The 15,626-nt window shown below is 69.9% G+C and carries 19 protein-coding genes; 7 read left to right on the forward strand and 12 right to left on the reverse strand.

Annotated elements, in window-relative coordinates; all coding sequences use genetic code 11:
• Positions 1-10 precede the first annotated feature (10 nt).
• The gene (locus tag ACFZDJ_RS36275; RefSeq protein ID WP_391065327.1) at positions 11-811 is read right to left on the reverse strand and encodes a hypothetical protein; all 801 of its coding nucleotides are present in this window, start codon (positions 809-811) and stop codon (positions 11-13) included.
• 99 nt (positions 812-910) lie between these two features.
• Here ACFZDJ_RS36275 and ACFZDJ_RS36280 point away from each other — a divergent pair, with 99 nt between their 5' ends.
• Positions 911-1,273: a DsrE family protein gene (locus ACFZDJ_RS36280; RefSeq protein WP_390930792.1), complete on the forward strand. Its 363-nt coding sequence runs from the start codon at positions 911-913 to the stop codon at positions 1,271-1,273.
• Between the two features lie 37 nt (positions 1,274-1,310).
• Here the strand turns inward: ACFZDJ_RS36280 and ACFZDJ_RS36285 are convergent, their stop codons facing one another.
• From ACFZDJ_RS36285 to ACFZDJ_RS36320, 8 genes are all read right to left on the reverse strand, one after another.
• Complete coding sequence (locus ACFZDJ_RS36285) at positions 1,311-1,571, reverse strand: DUF3099 domain-containing protein (protein WP_067371511.1); 261 nt, start codon at positions 1,569-1,571, stop codon at positions 1,311-1,313.
• A gap of 88 nt (positions 1,572-1,659) precedes the next feature.
• A complete protein-coding gene (locus tag ACFZDJ_RS36290) occupies positions 1,660-1,947 on the reverse strand; it encodes a DUF1416 domain-containing protein (RefSeq protein WP_054232391.1) in 288 nt (95 codons plus the stop codon).
• A 30-nt stretch (positions 1,948-1,977) separates the two neighbouring features.
• Positions 1,978-2,817 (reverse strand): rhodanese-like domain-containing protein, encoded by an 840-nt coding sequence (locus tag ACFZDJ_RS36295; RefSeq protein ID WP_390930794.1) that lies wholly within the window; start codon positions 2,815-2,817, stop codon positions 1,978-1,980.
• Positions 2,818-2,957: 140 nt separating this feature from the next.
• Entirely contained in the window at positions 2,958-3,038 is an 81-nt protein-coding gene (locus ACFZDJ_RS36300; protein WP_350310325.1) for a putative leader peptide, read from the reverse strand.
• A gap of 250 nt (positions 3,039-3,288) precedes the next feature.
• Positions 3,289-4,041: an LmeA family phospholipid-binding protein gene (locus ACFZDJ_RS36305; RefSeq protein ID WP_391065330.1), complete on the reverse strand. Its 753-nt coding sequence runs from the start codon at positions 4,039-4,041 to the stop codon at positions 3,289-3,291.
• A 173-nt stretch (positions 4,042-4,214) separates the two neighbouring features.
• Positions 4,215-5,393, reverse strand: coding sequence for a hypothetical protein (locus tag ACFZDJ_RS36310; protein ID WP_391065333.1), 1,179 nt, complete (start codon positions 5,391-5,393; stop codon positions 4,215-4,217).
• Positions 5,394-5,401: 8 nt separating this feature from the next.
• On the reverse strand, positions 5,402-5,656 hold the full coding sequence (locus tag ACFZDJ_RS36315) for a MoaD/ThiS family protein (protein ID WP_101404270.1): 255 nt from the start codon (positions 5,654-5,656) through the stop codon (positions 5,402-5,404).
• 69 nt (positions 5,657-5,725) lie between these two features.
• Positions 5,726-6,634: an alpha/beta fold hydrolase gene (locus ACFZDJ_RS36320; RefSeq protein ID WP_390930801.1), complete on the reverse strand. Its 909-nt coding sequence runs from the start codon at positions 6,632-6,634 to the stop codon at positions 5,726-5,728.
• 285 nt (positions 6,635-6,919) lie between these two features.
• Between ACFZDJ_RS36320 and ACFZDJ_RS36325 the strand changes: the two genes are divergently transcribed.
• Both ACFZDJ_RS36325 and ACFZDJ_RS36330 read left to right on the forward strand, forming a co-directional pair.
• Entirely contained in the window at positions 6,920-7,711 is a 792-nt protein-coding gene (locus ACFZDJ_RS36325; RefSeq protein WP_384914639.1) for a winged-helix domain-containing protein, read from the forward strand.
• Positions 7,712-7,782: 71 nt separating this feature from the next.
• Positions 7,783-8,805: a LacI family DNA-binding transcriptional regulator gene (locus ACFZDJ_RS36330; RefSeq protein WP_101404267.1), complete on the forward strand. Its 1,023-nt coding sequence runs from the start codon at positions 7,783-7,785 to the stop codon at positions 8,803-8,805.
• Between the two features lie 141 nt (positions 8,806-8,946).
• On the opposite strand, the gene ACFZDJ_RS36335 is transcribed toward ACFZDJ_RS36330, so the two are convergent.
• Entirely contained in the window at positions 8,947-10,692 is a 1,746-nt protein-coding gene (locus ACFZDJ_RS36335; RefSeq protein ID WP_391065335.1) for a trypsin-like serine protease, read from the reverse strand.
• 369 nt (positions 10,693-11,061) lie between these two features.
• Here ACFZDJ_RS36335 and ACFZDJ_RS36340 point away from each other — a divergent pair, with 369 nt between their 5' ends.
• The 4 genes from ACFZDJ_RS36340 (at position 11,062) to ACFZDJ_RS36355 (ending at position 14,942) form a co-directional block, all read left to right on the forward strand.
• Positions 11,062-12,273 (forward strand): trypsin-like peptidase domain-containing protein, encoded by a 1,212-nt coding sequence (locus tag ACFZDJ_RS36340; RefSeq protein WP_390930806.1) that lies wholly within the window; start codon positions 11,062-11,064, stop codon positions 12,271-12,273.
• Positions 12,274-12,307: 34 nt separating this feature from the next.
• Positions 12,308-12,556 (forward strand): hypothetical protein, encoded by a 249-nt coding sequence (locus tag ACFZDJ_RS36345; RefSeq protein ID WP_391065337.1) that lies wholly within the window; start codon positions 12,308-12,310, stop codon positions 12,554-12,556.
• Positions 12,557-12,732: 176 nt separating this feature from the next.
• Positions 12,733-13,464, forward strand: a complete 732-nt coding sequence (locus ACFZDJ_RS36350; RefSeq protein WP_390930809.1) for a response regulator — start codon at positions 12,733-12,735, stop codon at positions 13,462-13,464.
• Entirely contained in the window at positions 13,461-14,942 is a 1,482-nt protein-coding gene (locus ACFZDJ_RS36355; protein WP_391065340.1) for an ATP-binding protein, read from the forward strand. Before ACFZDJ_RS36350 ends, ACFZDJ_RS36355 begins: the two co-directional genes overlap by 4 nt.
• On the opposite strand, the gene ACFZDJ_RS36360 is transcribed toward ACFZDJ_RS36355, so the two are convergent.
• Together ACFZDJ_RS36360 and ACFZDJ_RS36365 are read right to left on the reverse strand one after the other, a co-directional pair.
• Positions 14,936-15,334: a hypothetical protein gene (locus ACFZDJ_RS36360; protein WP_391065342.1), complete on the reverse strand. Its 399-nt coding sequence runs from the start codon at positions 15,332-15,334 to the stop codon at positions 14,936-14,938. The genes ACFZDJ_RS36355 and ACFZDJ_RS36360 overlap by 7 nt on opposite strands.
• Positions 15,331-15,618, reverse strand: coding sequence for a hypothetical protein (locus tag ACFZDJ_RS36365; protein WP_390930815.1), 288 nt, complete (start codon positions 15,616-15,618; stop codon positions 15,331-15,333). Before ACFZDJ_RS36365 ends, ACFZDJ_RS36360 begins: the two co-directional genes overlap by 4 nt.
• Positions 15,619-15,626: the final 8 nt, after the last annotated feature.

Here is a 15,626-nt window from a genome sequence, read left to right on the forward strand (position 1 = left end):
TGCTCGTCGGTCACAGCCGCTCCATCTGCCGCTCGGCCAGGTCCATGATCTTGGCCTTGGAAATCGGCTTGGTGTCGTAGATCCAGACCTCCATGGCGATGTCACCGCGCCAGGCGTGTGCCTGTGCGCTGTACACCGGTAGGTAGCCGGGCTTGGTGTCGGGCTTGGTCGTCACGTACGCCATGCCGTCGCCCGTGCCGGGGACGGGCCAGCTGCGGGTGCCGTCCACGTTCCAGTTGCCGGCCTGTTCGGAGGCGGAGAGTTTCTCCTCCTGGCGGTACTGCACGAGCCTGATCCCGACGCTGTACGTGCTGCCGACCCGCCAGTCGACGCCGGCCGCACGCCGGAACTCCGCGCCGACGAGCTGCCCGAACGCCTGGTCCGGGTCCTTGAGCTGGTCCGCGTACTCGGCCATGGTCAGCCAGCCGCCGCGGCCCGGTGCGTACTCGGTGTCCTGGGCCCCCTTCGGCCGCTTGATCAGCAGCTTGCGCAGGTCGCCGTCGGTCTTCACGCGGCGGTCCTGCGCGGCGGACAGGGGTTCGGGCCCGGCGCCCTTGGCCTGGGCGACCACGGGCTGCGAGAGCGACGGCAGCCTGGTCGGCTCCCGGTCGGCCTGGATCAGATAGCCGACGCAGGTGCCCCCGACGAGCCCCAGCACGGCGGCCGTGGCGATCAACAGGGCCGTACGCCCCCGCCGGCGTACGCGAGGCGCCTCCTCGGGTGTCTCCTTGCCCGTTGCCTCAGGACCTGGCACGGGTACTTCCTCGACTTCCACGACATCCCCCCACGGAACGCGACGCACGGATTCCATATCCGCGCGCACAGGAGACCCATGGGAATCTCATGGAGTTGTAAGGGACATGATCACGATTCGGACTCTCTCCGAACTCCCCCGGACTACCATGCGGCCATGGCGAAGAAGCTCGTGATCAAGGTGACGGCGGGGGCCGATGCCCCCGAGCGCTGCTCGCAGGCGTTCACGGTCGCGGCGGTGGCCGTGGCCAGCGGGATCGAGGTCTCCCTGTGGCTGACCGGCGAGTCCTCGTGGTTCGCACTGCCGGGCCGGGCCGCCGAGTTCGAGCTGCCGCACGCGGCGCCGCTGCCCGATCTGATCGACTCGGTCCTGGCCGCGGGCCGGCTCACCCTGTGCACCCAGTGCGCTGCGCGCCGGGACATCACGGAGAAGGACGTCATCGACGGCGTACGCATCGCGGGCGCCCAGGTGTTCGTCCAGGAGGCGATGGCGGACGAGACGCAGGCGCTCGTCTACTGAAGGTGCCGCGTGTACTGAAGGTGCCGCGCGCGCCCTCCTACGGGCGGCGCTTCTTGCCGTCGAGCTCGTCCCACCACTCGTCGGACTTCTGATCCCCGGACGGGTCGTCCCACCAGCGGTCCTCGGGCCCCCGCCGGTTGGCGACCATCGCGGCGAACGGCGGAATCACCATCGCCACCACACACATCCCCACGGCCACGGGAATCGACCAGATCCTTACGACTCCCCAGGCCAGGACGAAAAGACCGATGCACGTCCCCATCATGGCGAAGTAGACGTGTCGCCGTCGCGCGTACATACCTCAAGCCTAGGCCCGTACATACCGAAGGGCCGCACCCCGAGCGTCCAACCCTGGGGTGCGGCCCTTCGGCCACTCAGAAATGCCGTCAGACGGCGATCGCGACCTCGGCGAGGCCGCCCGTCTGGGCGACGACCGTGCGGTCCGCGGTGCCACCGGGGACCAGGGCGCGTACGGTCCAGGTGCCCTCGGCCGCGTAGAAGCGGAACTGGCCCGTCGCGGAGGTGGGGACCTCCGCCGTGAACTCGCCGGTCGAGTCCAGCAGGCGCACGTAACCGGTGACGGGCTCGCCGTCGCGGGTCACCTGGCCCTGGATGGTGGTCTCACCGGGCTTGATCGTCGAGGCGTCGGGGCCGCCGGCCTTCGCTCCACACATATTTCGATTCCGTCCTTCAGGCCTTGAGGGTTACTTGTTGGCGCCGAGCTCGATCGGGACGCCGACCAGGGAGCCGTACTCGGTCCAGGAGCCGTCGTAGTTCTTGACGTTCTCCACGCCGAGCAGCTCGTGCAGCACGAACCAGGTCAGCGCGGAACGCTCACCGATACGGCAGTACGCGATGGTGTCCTTGGCGAGGTCGACCTGCTCCTCGGCGTAGAGCTCCTTGAGCTCGTCGTCCGACTTGAAGGTGCCGTCGTCGTTGGCGTTCTTCGACCACGGGATGTTGCGGGCGCTCGGGACGTGGCCCGGACGCTGCGACTGCTCCTGCGGCAGGTGGGCCGGGGCGAGCAGCTTGCCGCTGAACTCGTCGGGCGAACGGACGTCGACCAGGTTCTGCGAACCGATGGCCGCCACGACGTCGTCGCGGAAGGCGCGGATCGCGGTGTTCTGGGCCTTGGCCTTGTAGTCGGTCGCGGCACGGTTCGGGACCTCGACGACCAGGTCGCGGGAGTCGAGCTCCCACTTCTTGCGGCCACCGTCGAGGAGCTTGACGTTCTCGTGGCCGTACAGCTTGAAGTACCAGTAGGCGTAGGACGCGAACCAGTTGTTGTTGCCGCCGTAGAGGACCACCAGCGTGTCGTTGGCGATGCCCTTCGCCGACAGGAGCTTCTCGAAGCCCTCCTGGTCGATGAAGTCACGGCGGACCGGGTCCTGGAGGTCCTTGGTCCAGTCGATCCGGATCGCGTTCTTGATGTGGTTCTTCTCGTACGCGGACGTGTCCTCGTCGACCTCGACGATGGCCACGCTCGGGTCGTCCAGGTGGTCCTGGACCCAGTCGGCGTCGACCAGGACGTCGCTGCGGCTCATGCTGTTTCTCCTCCGGGGCAGTTGCGGCGGGGCGGTGCGTTAGACAGAGGGTGCGCGGTCATGCCTGTCGAGGCTGCGCGGCGCGCACGGGGACCCTGGCGAAGAGGGGCCAGGGAAGGGCGGACGGACGAATGTCCCGCTCAGAAGGTGCGACAGAGCATGGCGGCGACGCGGCACAGGTCTACTGCCCGCCGCTTCGTGAGATCCGCCTGTCGCTTCATGGGTCCGATCGTAGGGACGGACAGGCGGGCATGTCACCGGTGTGTCGGATGCTGAGATGCGATCGTCCGCGATGTGGGACGCCTTCACCATCGGTGCGGCCCCGCAGGGATTCCGGGCGCCGGCATCCGTCATCACACCGACCGCACATCTGCGGTACGGACGGGCCCGTCTCGCCCTTCGGACAGCTCTCCGGCCGCGGTCTCCCCGGCCGCGGTCTCCCCGGCCTCCGGCCTGCGGACGCTGACCCTTCTACCCGACCAGCTTGACGTTCGAACCCTTCACGGAGACGTCCACGCCGTTCGCGGCCGCCTGGACCGTGTCGAGCTGGATGCCGCCCGGCAGCTGGCCGATCTTCTGCTCGAAGTCGGTGATCGCGCGCACCCGGTTCTCGGCGAGGTCGGCGCCCAGCTTGGGGAGGGAGTCCGCGTGCACCTTGACCGTGTTGCCGCCGACGACCGTGACCGAGCTGAGCACGGAGACCGGCTGGGGCACCTTGGTGCCGCCGATGCTGACCTCGACCGCCACCTTGATCTTGCCGTTGCCGCCGTCGGAGAGGCCGACGACCCGGGCGGTGACCCCGGGGCCGACCTGAGTGGGCTGGGACTTGGCGGTCTTGAGCAGCTCGGCGTACCCGATGGACGCGGAGCCGGTGGCGCTGTGGGCGGTGGCGGAGCTGTAGTCGCCGTTGAAGCTGACGCCGTGCATCTCGGCGTTCAGGTCGTCGATACGGATGGTGCCGGTGCCCCCGGCACTGCCCGCGCCGCTCGTCGACGCCTCGTAGTCCTTGATGCCGATCTTCACGTCGTCGAGTTCGCCGCCGACGACCTGGGTGAGGAAGGGGAAGCCCTCGATGGACACGTCCGGCGTGCCGGCCAGGCCCTCGGTGGTCTTGATCCGGTCCGCCGCCTTGTTCTCCGCGAAACCGACCGCCACCCGGTCCGCGATCACGAACAGGCCGCCCAGGATGACGGTGACGATCAGGATTATTCGCAGTGCACGCATGCGCGGTGTTCCCCACCTCGAACGGATCCGGGCGACCGAGTGGTCCTCCCTCGCGAACCTAACCCCGGAGGGCCCCGCGACGGGGGCCCTCCGAAGTAGTTGTAGATCACCTGTGACGAACAGCCACTGGACCAGGCCCCAGGAACTGTCCGGCGGATCACGCCGGACGCCCCCTAGCCCAGGGCGCGGCCCAGCAGGTAGACCGCCGGGGCCGCGGCGGCCAGCGGCAGGGCCACGCCCGCGGTGAAGTGGACGAAGCGGGACGGGTAGTCGTAGCTGGCGACCCGGTGGCCGATCAGCGCGCAGACCCCGGCGACGAGGCCGAGGAAGGCCCCCTTGCTGCCCAGGTCCGTCGTGCCGCCGACCGCGATACCGGCGCCCGCGGCGGCCAGCAGCGCCACCGCCACGGAGGCCGCGGTGGGCAGCGGCAGGGCGCGGGCGAGGATCGCGACGGCGACCGCGGCGGCGCCCACCGTGACGGCGTCCGGCTCGGCCGCGAGGTGCCCGGTGGCGATGATCGCGAGCGCCGCCGAGGCGACGGTCGCCATCAGGCCGGACATCCGGGTGTCCGGGTCGGCATGACTGCGCAGTTGCAGGACGAGGGTGAGCAGGACCCACACGCCGAGGGTGCCGAGGATCGCGGCGGGCGCGTTCTCCCGGCCCGCCGCGAGGAGCGCGACGTCCGCGGTGACCGCGCCGAGGAACGCCAGCGCGATGCCCTGGCGGGCCGGCCACATCCCGTTCAGCCGGAACCAGCCCGCCGCGGTGACGGCCTGGAGGAGGACGAGGGGGACGACGAGGGCGTACTGCCCGATCGCCGCCGTCCCGGAGAGCAGCAGCCCGAGTACCGCGGTGAGCACGGCGGGCTGGATGCCGGGTTCGATGATCGGGGAGCGGCCCTCGGCACGGGCGCGCTGGGCGTCGGTGACGCGGGCGTTGCCGGTGACGGTCGGGGGGCCGTAGCCGGAGGCGGTCTCAGGGATGGCCGCACTGCCGGTGCCGGTGCCGGGCGCCTGCTGGGCGGAGGGCTGGTACGCGGGCGTCCACTGCGGTGTCGGAGTCGGTGCCTCCTGCGGCAGCGGCTGCCCGACCGTGTACGTCTGCGGCTCGGGGTACGCCTGGTAGCCCCGCGGCGGCAGGTACGCCGTGTCCGCCGCCGGCATCGGGTGCTGCGCCTGGGTCTCCCAGGTCTGCCCCTCCCACTGCTGCGTGTGCTGCTGCCACTCGGGCTGCTGCTGAGGCTGTTGCTGCTGCTGGGGCCGTTGCTGCGGCTGTTGTTGCTGAGGCTGCGGATACGGGTCGTACCCCTCGTAGGGACCCTCGTACCGGCCCTCGTACGGCTGGTCGCTCATCGTCTCGCTCACCCTCCTGCGAACGGCGGGAGCACCTCGACCGTGCCGCCCTCGGCCAGCCGTACGGTCTCATGTTCGCGAGTGCCCACGGGGTCACCGTCGATGAGGAAGGAGCATCGCCGCAGGACGCGGACGAGTTCGCCGGGGTGTCGCGCGCGGGCCGCGTCGAGCGCCTCGGCGAGCGTGCCCGCGTCGTACGGCTCCTCCGCGACGCCCGCCGCGGCCTTGGCGGCGGCCCAGTAACGCACCGTGCCCTGTGCCATCTCGTTCCTCAATCGGTGTTTTCCGTGAACACGGATCAGTCATCAGTGGTTTCTGTGAACACGGTCAGGCTAGCCCGCCGCCGCGACGGCCCATGCCCCGATGCGGCCGAGCAGCCCGTCGTCCGCCGCGTGCTCGGCGTGGCCCATGCCGTGCTCGATCCACAGTTCGGCGTGGCCGCCGGAGGCGGCGGCGAGCATCCGCGGGTGGTCGACCGGGAAGTAGCCGTCCTGGTCGCCGTGGACGATCAGCAGCGGAGTGGGCGCGATGAGCGGGACCGACTCGACCGGGGAGGCCGGCACCGGGTCCCAGTCACGGTGGTGGATCCGGGTGCGCAGGCCGTAACGGCCGACCGCGCGGCCCACCGGCCGGGTTACCAGCCAGTGCAGGCGCCGCATAGGGGCCGTACCCCGGTAGTACCAACGGGCGGGTGCGCTCACCGAAACCACGGCGTCCGTACGCGCCTCGGTGCGCCCCTCGTGCTCCATCTCCGCGCCCCGGTCCAAGCCCCGGTCCGAGCCCCCGTCCGGGCCACGGTGCAGCGCCGCGTGCCGCAGCACCACCGAACCGCCCATCGAGAAGCCGACGGTGGCCACACGCGTGTGCCCGAGTTCACGGGCCCAGGCCACCGCGGCGGCCAGATCGTGGACCTCGCGGTCACCGACCGTGGAGTTGCCCCCGGAGGCGCCGTGACCACGGAAGGAGAAGGTGACGACCGCCGCGTGCCGGGCGAGGACGGCCGCCGCGTGGCGCACGTGCGGACGTTCCAGATCGCCCGTGAAGCCGTGCGCGACGACAATGACCACATCGTTCAAGCCAGTGGCCGAGTCACCAGAAGGCCGCGTTCCAGGGTCGTACGCCGCATCGATCGTCACCCCGTCGACCGTGTGCAGAAACCTCCGCAAAGGGGTCCGCGAGGGCGTCTCAAGGGGTGGACGATCGGAAGATCCTGTCGCTTGACCTGCCGGACCTGAGCTCATGTGGGCTATTCTGCTGGGCAGAGGACTCGGGCAGCGTAGCCCCCGGGTCCTTTTGTGCTTTCTGAAGCGTTGTATACGAAGCGGGAAACCGCAGGTGTACGAAGCCCACGAACGCATAGAACGTGTGGCGGCCCCCAGTGGGCCGTCCGGCGACTCCCAGGGGCGCGGGAGCCGCACCGTAGGAAGCAGTGCCGCAAACGTCCTCGCAGGGACCGAGGAGGAACCAGACGTTATGGGCGAGCGAACCTTGCATGACCGTAGGACGACCCAGGCAGGTGGGGCACGATGAGTTCTCTGCTGCTCCTGACCAATGCTCTTCAGCCGTCGACGGAGGTGCTTCCCGCTCTCGGCCTGCTCCTGCACAACGTGCGAGTGGCTCCGGCGGAAGGCCCCGCTCTCGTCGACACCCCCGGTGCCGACGTCATTCTGATCGACGGCCGGCGCGACCTCCCACAGGTGCGCAGCCTGTGCCAGCTGCTGCGCTCGACCGGGCCCGGCTGTCCGCTGATCCTGGTCGTGACGGAGGGCGGTCTCGCGGCCGTCACCGCCGACTGGGGCATCGACGACGTGCTCCTGGACACCGCGGGTCCGGCGGAGGTCGAGGCGCGACTGCGGCTGGCCATGGGCCGCCAGCAGATCGTCAACGACGACTCCCCGATGGAGATCCGCAACGGCGACCTCTCGGTCGACGAGGCGACCTACAGCGCCAAGCTCAAGGGCCGGGTCCTCGACCTGACCTTCAAGGAGTTCGAGCTCCTCAAGTACCTCGCGCAGCACCCGGGCCGTGTCTTCACGCGCGCCCAGTTGCTCCAGGAGGTCTGGGGCTACGACTACTTCGGCGGTACGCGGACGGTCGACGTCCACGTACGACGGCTGCGCGCGAAGCTCGGACCCGAGCACGAGTCGCTGATCGGTACCGTCCGGAACGTCGGTTATCGATTCGTTACACCCGAGAAGGTGGACCGCGCCTCGGACGAGGCGAGGGCCAAGGCGGCCCAGCCAAAGCCGGAGGATGCGGACGAGACGGCGCACCTGGACGCCGTCGAGACGGTCGAGGCGGCGGCGGAGGCGCAGTAGGCGGTAACGGAGGCGCAGCAAGCCTCCGTACGCCCTGCCCAGCGGCGGGTCCATCCGCGTAGACTCCGCGCGTGGCCAAGGTGACGAGGGACGATGTAGCGCGACTGGCGGGTACGTCCACCGCCGTTGTCAGCTATGTCATCAACAACGGACCGAGGCCGGTTGCCCCGGCCACGCGCGAGCGTGTTCTCGCCGCGATCAAGGAACTGGGGTACCGGCCCGACCGGGTCGCCCAGGCCATGGCGTCGCGGCGGACCGAGCTCATAGGCCTGATCGTGCCGGACGCGCGCCAGCCCTTCTTCGGGGAGATGGCGCACGCCGTCGAGCAGGCCGCCGCCGAGCGCGGGAAAATGGTGCTCGTCGGCAACTCCGACTACATCGCCGAGCGCGAGGTCCACTACCTGCGCGCCTTCCTCGGTATGCGCGTCTCCGGGCTGATCCTCGTCAGCCACGCGCTCAATGACAACGCTGCCGCGGAGATCGACGCGTGGGACGCCCGCGTGGTGCTGCTGCACGAGCGCCCCGAGGCCATCGACGACGTCGCCGTCGTCACGGACGACATCGGCGGCGCCCAGCTCGCCACCCGCCACCTCCTCGAACACGGCTACGAATACGTGGCGTGTCTCGGCGGCCTCGCGGAGACCCCGACCGTCGGCGACCCGGTCTCCGACCACGTCGAGGGCTGGCGGCGCGCGATGCAGGAGGCCGGGATCTCCACCGAGGGCCGCCTCTTCGAAGCGCCGTACAACCGCTACGACGCCTATCAGGTCGGTCTCCAGCTGCTCGGCGGTCCCGACCGGCCGCCCGCCATCTTCTGCTCCACCGACGACCAGGCGATCGGCGTGCTGCGCGCCGCGCGTGAGCTGCGCATCGACGTTCCGGGGGAGCTGGCCGTGGCCGGTTTCGACGACGTCAAGGAAGCCGCGCTGACGGATCCGCCGATGACGACGATCGCCTCCGACCGGTCGGCGATGGCGCGGGCCGCGGTGGATCTCGTACTGGATGACGGGTTGCGGGTCGCGGGGTCGCGGCGCGAGCGATTGAAGGTGTTTCCGTCGCGGTTGGTCGTCCGGCGTTCTTGTGGGTGCGAGTAGCTGTGGGCTTGTGGTGGTGAGTAGCTGCGGGCCGGATGTGGCTGGTCGCGCAGTTCCCCGCGCCCCTGAAGGGGCGCGCCTGCCCCCGCGGGATCACGGGGGCAGGCGCATCCTGGTGCTGAGCTGGAACAGCAGGTTGTACTAGAACAGCAGGTTGTACTGGTTGAAGCCGCTGCCCAGGCCGATCCGTGAGCCGAAGAGGCTGCTGGAGGCCTTGTTGGTGCCGGGGTAGAGCCAGAGCTTGCCGGCGGAGTCGCGGGTGATGACGTCGGCGATGCCGTCGCCCGTGACGTCACCGTTGGAGACGTACGAGGTGAAGTTGAAGCCCGTACGCGCCTGGATCCGCGCCGCGAACGGGGTCTTCTCGACCTGCGTGCCCCGGTAGAGGTACAGGACGCCGGAGCTGTTGCGGACCAGCAGGTCGGCCCTGCCGTCGCCGGACAGGTCGCCGTGGCCGAAGATCTTCACGTTCTTCCAGGCCTTGTCGACGACCTTGACCTTGGCGTAGAACTGGCCGTTGCCCTTGCCCGGGTAGAGGTAGACCGAGCCGTCGGCGTCCACCGCGACCAGGTCGGGGCGGGCGTCGCCCGTCATGTCGCCGGGGATGGCGTACGACTTGTAGCCGCCCCACACCGAGCTGATCTGCATCCAGTCGTACTCGCCGGAGCTGTGGTTCAGGTAGCTGCGGTACAGCTTGCCGTCACCCTTGTCGCGCATGATCAGGTCCTGGTAGAAGTCCCGGTCCAGGTCGGCCTGGAGGACCCAGTCGGCGTTCTGCCAGCCGTTGCCCTGGTAGGCGCGGGTGGCGAGCGAGGTGCCCTTGCTGTCCTGCTGGAAGAGGCCGCCGGACGGCGTGCGCTCCAGCAGGTCGGCCTTGCCGTCGAAGGTCAGGTCCGCGTCGTCGATGCGCGGCTGGGCGGCCCAGGTGTACGAGGACACCTTGGTGAACACCGGGTAGGCGCCCTTCGCGGTGCAGCCCGCGACGCCCCACGAGACGATGCCGACGACCTTGCCGCCGACGATGACGGGACCGCCGGAGTCACCGTTGCAGGGGCTCTTGGTGCCCTCGTCGGTACCGGTCGCCGGGGTGCCCGCGCAGAACATCGCGCCCTCGACGAAGTCGTCCTCGCCGAGGACCGACTGCATCGCGGAGTTGCAGGTGGAGTCGGCGACCAGCGGCAGGGTCACCTTGCGCAGGTTCGCCGACAGGTCGGCGCCGTCGGCGCCGGAGGTCAGGCCCCAGCCGTAGACGGTGGCGGAGTTGCCGGCCTTGTAGGAGGCGCTGTCACCGGCGGCCACCAGCCGCTGCCACTGCTGGTCCAGCGGGCGGTCGAGCGTGAGGACCGCGATGTCGTTCTGGACGGTCGTGGAGTTGTAGTGCGGGTGGTTCCACTGGCGGTAGACGCCCGCGACCGTGCCGCTGGTGTCGTCCAGCAGTCCGGTGGCGCCGGCCAGCACCGCGCCGTTCTTCACCCAGTTCAGGCCCGCGACGCAGTGGGCCGCCGTCAGGACCTTGTTCGGGGCGACGAGGGTGCCGCCGCAGAAGTAGCCGACTCCGGCCGTGCTGTCGTAGTAGGAGAGCTGGACCATCCACGGCGCGGAGGAGATCGTCGTCTCGGTGCCGCCGATGATGAAGGGTGTCTTCTTGGGGGTCGTGTCCGGGGTCGCCCGGTCCTTGACGGCCGCGGCGACCCGGCCGCGCAGCTCCTTGTCGGAGACGGCCGGCTTCGCGGGCTGGGACTGGTTCACCTCCGGCAGCGAGGGTCCGTCCGCCGCGGTGGCGGGGTGCGCCGCGAAGGCGCCGGCGCAGGTCAGCGCCAGCGCGAGAGCGGCCGTCGGCAACGCCGTGGCGGGGCGTCTCCAGCGGTCGCGCAGGGCACGTATCACTCAGGGCTCCTGGTGTGGGTGCGTGTGGTGTCCATGACGTAGGAGGCCCGAGAAGGGCGTACGACGCACCGGCCCGATCGACGGCAGCGGTCGCCGGCCATGGCCGACAACCGCCTGCATCGATTCAGGCACACCGCGGAGCCCCCCTCCGGCGCGGAGATCGTAGGCCTCATCCGCCCCAGAACACATGTACTACACAGCAGACAGACAAGTATTCGTCCGTCGCCTTCCGTGACATCACCCCCACGCAACCCGCTGTTTCCCGGTTTTCAGCGGGCCCGGGCGCCTTTATATCGGGCATACGAGGTTCTGTCGGGCTTCTCAGCGGCCACTCAGGGAGCTCTCATGATCGGGGGACAAGCTTTTTCCATGACCGAGAGCTTCCGCCGCAGCGGCGAGTATCCCCAGGGCGACGACCACCAGGCGACCGACCCCATGCGGGCGGCGTACCCCCAGCAGCAGCCCGTCTCTTCCTCTCCCGTGAACCCCGAGTGGCCCCCGCCGCCGGCGTACGAGCCGGTCGCTCCGGTCGCCGTCGACCCGGGTACCACCGTGTGGCCGGGCTCCGGTCAGGGTGGCGACGGCGGTCACGGCGCAGGCGGCGCCTACGCCGGCTACCCCGAGCCGGACGCCGTCTCCTCCACCGCGGTACTCCAGGCGCAGTCGGTCCCGGCCGCCCCGGCCCCCGCTCCGAAGAAGCGCGCGAAGGGCACGATCGCCCTGCTCGCCGCCGTGGCGATAGTCGCGGCCGCCATCGGAGGCGGCACCGCGTACGGCATACAGGAGCTGACCGGCAAGGACACCGCGTCGAGCAGCACCAGCACCACCGTGGTGCCCGCCGCCAAGAAGGGCACCGTCGCCGGTGTCGCCCAGGCGGTCAGCCCGAGTATCGTCGAGGTCAGTGCGACCTCGAACGCGGGTTCGTCCACCGGCTCGGGTGTGATCATCTCGTCCAGCGGCGAGATCGTCACCAACAACCACGTCATCTCGGGCGCCTCCGAGATCAAGGTGCAGCTGAGCAGCGGCAAGTCGTACACCGCGAAGGTGGTCGGCACCGACAGCAAGAAGGACCTCGCGCTCATCAAGCTCGAGAACGCGCCCTCCGGCCTGAAGGTCGCCACGCTCGGCAACTCCGACGGCGTCCAGGTCGGCGACGACGTCGTCGCGATCGGCTCCCCCGAGGGGCTGACCGGCACCGTCACCAGCGGCATCGTCTCGGCGCTCAACCGTGACGTCACCGTCTCCACGGACGAGAGCCAGGGCCAGCAACAGCAGCAGGGCGGCGGCAGCGGCCAGTGGCCGTTCTCCTTCGGCGGCCAGCAGTTCAACGGCGACACCGGTTCCTCGACGACCACGTACAAGGCCATCCAGACCGACGCGTCCTTGAACCCCGGCAACTCCGGCGGCGCCCTCATCGACATGAACGGCAACATCGTCGGCATCAACTCCGCGATGTACTCGGCCGCCAACTCCTCGTCCAGCTCGTCGAGCGCGGGCAGCGTCGGCCTCGGTTTCGCCATCCCGATCAACACCGTCAAGTCGGACCTCGCCAGCCTGCGGGCCGGCGGTTCCGACAGCTGAGTCCTTCTCGGCCAAGTCCTTCTCGGAGGTTGAAATGATCACTCGCGTCTCCCACAGCATCGAAGGCACCGACCCCGCCGGCCTCGACCTGGCCCTCTCCGTCGCCCGTGACCTGCACCGGCCGGTGCCCCGGGCTCCGGAAGTGACGGTCCCGCAGTCGCAGAGGACGGTCCCGCAGCCGCAGATGATGGGCCTGCACACCTCCGCCGATCACCCGCACCGCCGCAAGGTCCCGCTGAGCCGCCTGAGCCGCCTGAGCCAGCTGAGCACGTTGGGGGTCTGAGCCCTCCGAGCAGGCCGAGCAGGCTGCGGACCTGCGCCGACGAACCGATCCCCGTCGGTCCCCGCTGAACTCCACCGGTCCCCGCTGAACGCCGCTGATCCTTTCTGCCCCGGCCGGAACGTGCGAGGCTGAAAGCGTCCAGCCCCGTCCCACCGCACCCCTAGGAACCCACGCCCATGAGCCCCGCCGAAGGCGACCGTGAAACCCAGCGCATCCTGATCGTCGACGACGAGCCGGCCGTGCGCGAAGCACTTCAGCGCAGCCTCGCCTTCGAGGGATACGACACCCAGGTCGCGGTCGACGGAGCGGACGCGCTGGAGAAGGCGACCGCGTACCAGCCCGACCTGGTCGTCCTGGACATCCAGATGCCCCGGATGGACGGCCTGACAGCCGCCCGCCGGATGCGCGGGGCGGGCACGACGACCCCCATCCTGATGCTGACGGCCCGCGACACCGTGGGCGACCGCGTGACCGGCCTCGACGCAGGCGCGGACGACTACCTGGTCAAGCCGTTCGAGCTGGACGAGCTGTTCGCCCGGGTCCGGGCACTGCTGCGGCGCAGTTCCTACGCGGCCGCGACGGTCGGCACCCCGGACGACGACGCGCTGACCTTCGGCGACCTGCGGATGCACCTCGCGACGCGCGAGGTCACGCGCGGGGGCCGGGCGGTCGAACTGACCCGCACCGAGTTCACCCTGCTGGAGATGTTCCTGGCCCACCCGCGTCAGGTCCTCACCCGCGAGCAGATCCTCAAGGCGGTCTGGGGCTTCGACTTCGAGCCCTCCTCCAACTCCCTCGACGTCTACGTCATGTACCTGCGCCGCAAGACCGAGGCGGGCGGCGAGCCGCGCCTCGTGCACACGGTGCGGGGCGTGGGGTACGTCCTGCGGTCGGGCGGCGCGGAGTGATGAGGATCCTGCGCCGGTTCAAATCCCTGCCGATCCGCTCCCGGCTGGCCATGCTGGTCGCGGCGGCGGTGGCGTTCGGGGTGGCGGCGGTCTCGGTGACCTGTTGGTTCATAGTGCGGGGGAAGTTGTACGACGAGATCGACAACAACCTCAAAGCACAGAAGACACCCGTTTCCTATGGATCGTTCCATCGCGCCATAGAGAACTGCGGCCAGGACCCGAAGAGCGGCAGCGACGGCCCCCGCGGGCGGTCCGAGTACTACTCCCAGGTGGTCCAGGCAAACGGAACCGTCTGCGCGTTCGACGGCTCCGCGGGCACGGTGAAGGTCACCGACAGCGACAAGGACGAGGCCAAGAACCCGAGCTGGGCCAGACTCCGCACCGGAACCGACAGCGAAGGCAACGACGTACGGGTGATCACCATGCCACTCGTCGTCGCCGGCCAGGTTCCGGGCAGCAGCCCGGTCCTGATCCAGGACGCGTCCTTCCTCGTGGCCACCCCCCTGAAGAGCACCCAGGCCACCCTCAACGACCTCGCCCTCGTCCTCCTCCTCGTCTCGGGCATCGGAGTCGTCGGCGCCGGAGCCGCCGGCCTGGCGGTCGCCCGCGCGGGTCTGCGCCCGGTCGACAAGCTCACCGAGGCCGTGGAGCACGTGGCGCGCACGGAGGACCTCTCCATCCGCATCCCCGTCGAGGACGACAGCGAGGACGAGGTCGCCCGTCTCTCCCGCTCCTTCAACTCGATGACGTCCGCCCTCGCCAACTCCCGCGAGCTGCAACAGCAGCTCATCGCCGACGCGGGCCACGAGCTCCGTACGCCGCTCACGTCGCTGCGTACGAACATAGAGCTCCTCACCCGCAGCGAGGAGACGGGTCGCCCGATCCCCCCGGCGGACCGCAAGGCACTGCTGTCGTCGGTGAAGGCGCAGATGACGGAGCTGGCGGCGCTGATCGGCGACCTGCAGACGCTGTCGCGTTCGGACGCGGGCCAGTCGGGCGACCGCATCCAGGTGGTCGACCTCCAGGAAACGGTCGAGGCGGCCCTGCACCGAGCCCGCCTGCGCGGCCCCGAGCTGACGATCACGGCGGACCTCCAGCCCTGGTTCGTACGGGCGGAGCCGTCCGCGCTGGAGCGGGCGATCGTGAACATCCTCGACAACGCGGTGAAGTTCAGCCCCGAGGGCGAGGCCATCGACGTCATCCTCAAGGGCGGCGAACTGACGGTCCGCGACCACGGCCCCGGCATCCCCACCGAGGAACTCCCGCACGTCTTCGACCGCTTCTGGCGCTCCCCGAGCGCCCGCGCACTGCCGGGCTCGGGCCTGGGCCTGTCGATCGTGGCCAGGACCGTGCAGCAGTCCGGCGGCGAGGTGTCCCTGCAACCGGCGCAGGGCGGCGGAACGGTGGCGACGCTACGACTGCCGGGCGCGCCCACACCGCCTCCCGAGCTGGGTCAGGACGGGGCCGAGGATCAGTAGAAGCCGAGCATTCCTGGTGCGTTGATGTCGATGGCGAGGAATCCCGGCGGGTAGTCGTCCTCCCGGCCCGTCAGGATGATCGACATGCCGCCGGTCTCCAAGTGCGGTGTCGCGATGTAGATGGCGTGGCAGGTGTCCGCGCCGCCCCACCCATCGCGAACCATCCCTCCGACCAGGGTGGCCGCCGTCTGGCCCAGCGGGTCGACGAGGACCCCCGGCAGCGCGAGCAGCTTGCTCGCGGCTCCTTCGTCGGCCTCTTCCGCTCGCATAAGGCACAGGGCTGGGACGTGGAGCCAGTCGCCAGGCGTGTGCGCAACGTTGTCGACCAAGCGGTGCAGCGCGACGTGCCCCTGCGTGAGTGCCGTAGCCGCGCTGGTGTCGAGGATGATCACGCAGCATGCCCTCGGAGGGCGTGGGCCTTCTCCGCCGCCATCGCGTACACATTGGCCAGTACGTCCGGCCCGTTGCCGAACTCCTCGTCGCTAAGGGTGCAGCCCATGCGCTCCCGCAGGACTTTGCGCGTGGCCGCCACGCGTTCGGCGATCTGCTCAGCGGTCGGCTGCTCGGCCGCGAGTTGCTCGACGAGCTGCCCAAGGGTCACACCGCGGTCCTTGGCAACCTGAGCCAGGTGGTCGCGGACTTCCTTGGTCACCTGGATGGTCGTGTGCTCTGCCATGGAATCAC

It is taken from the genome of Streptomyces sp. NPDC007896 (genome assembly GCF_042959425.1).
In the GTDB taxonomy this organism is placed as follows: Bacteria; Actinomycetota; Actinomycetes; order Streptomycetales; family Streptomycetaceae; genus Streptomyces.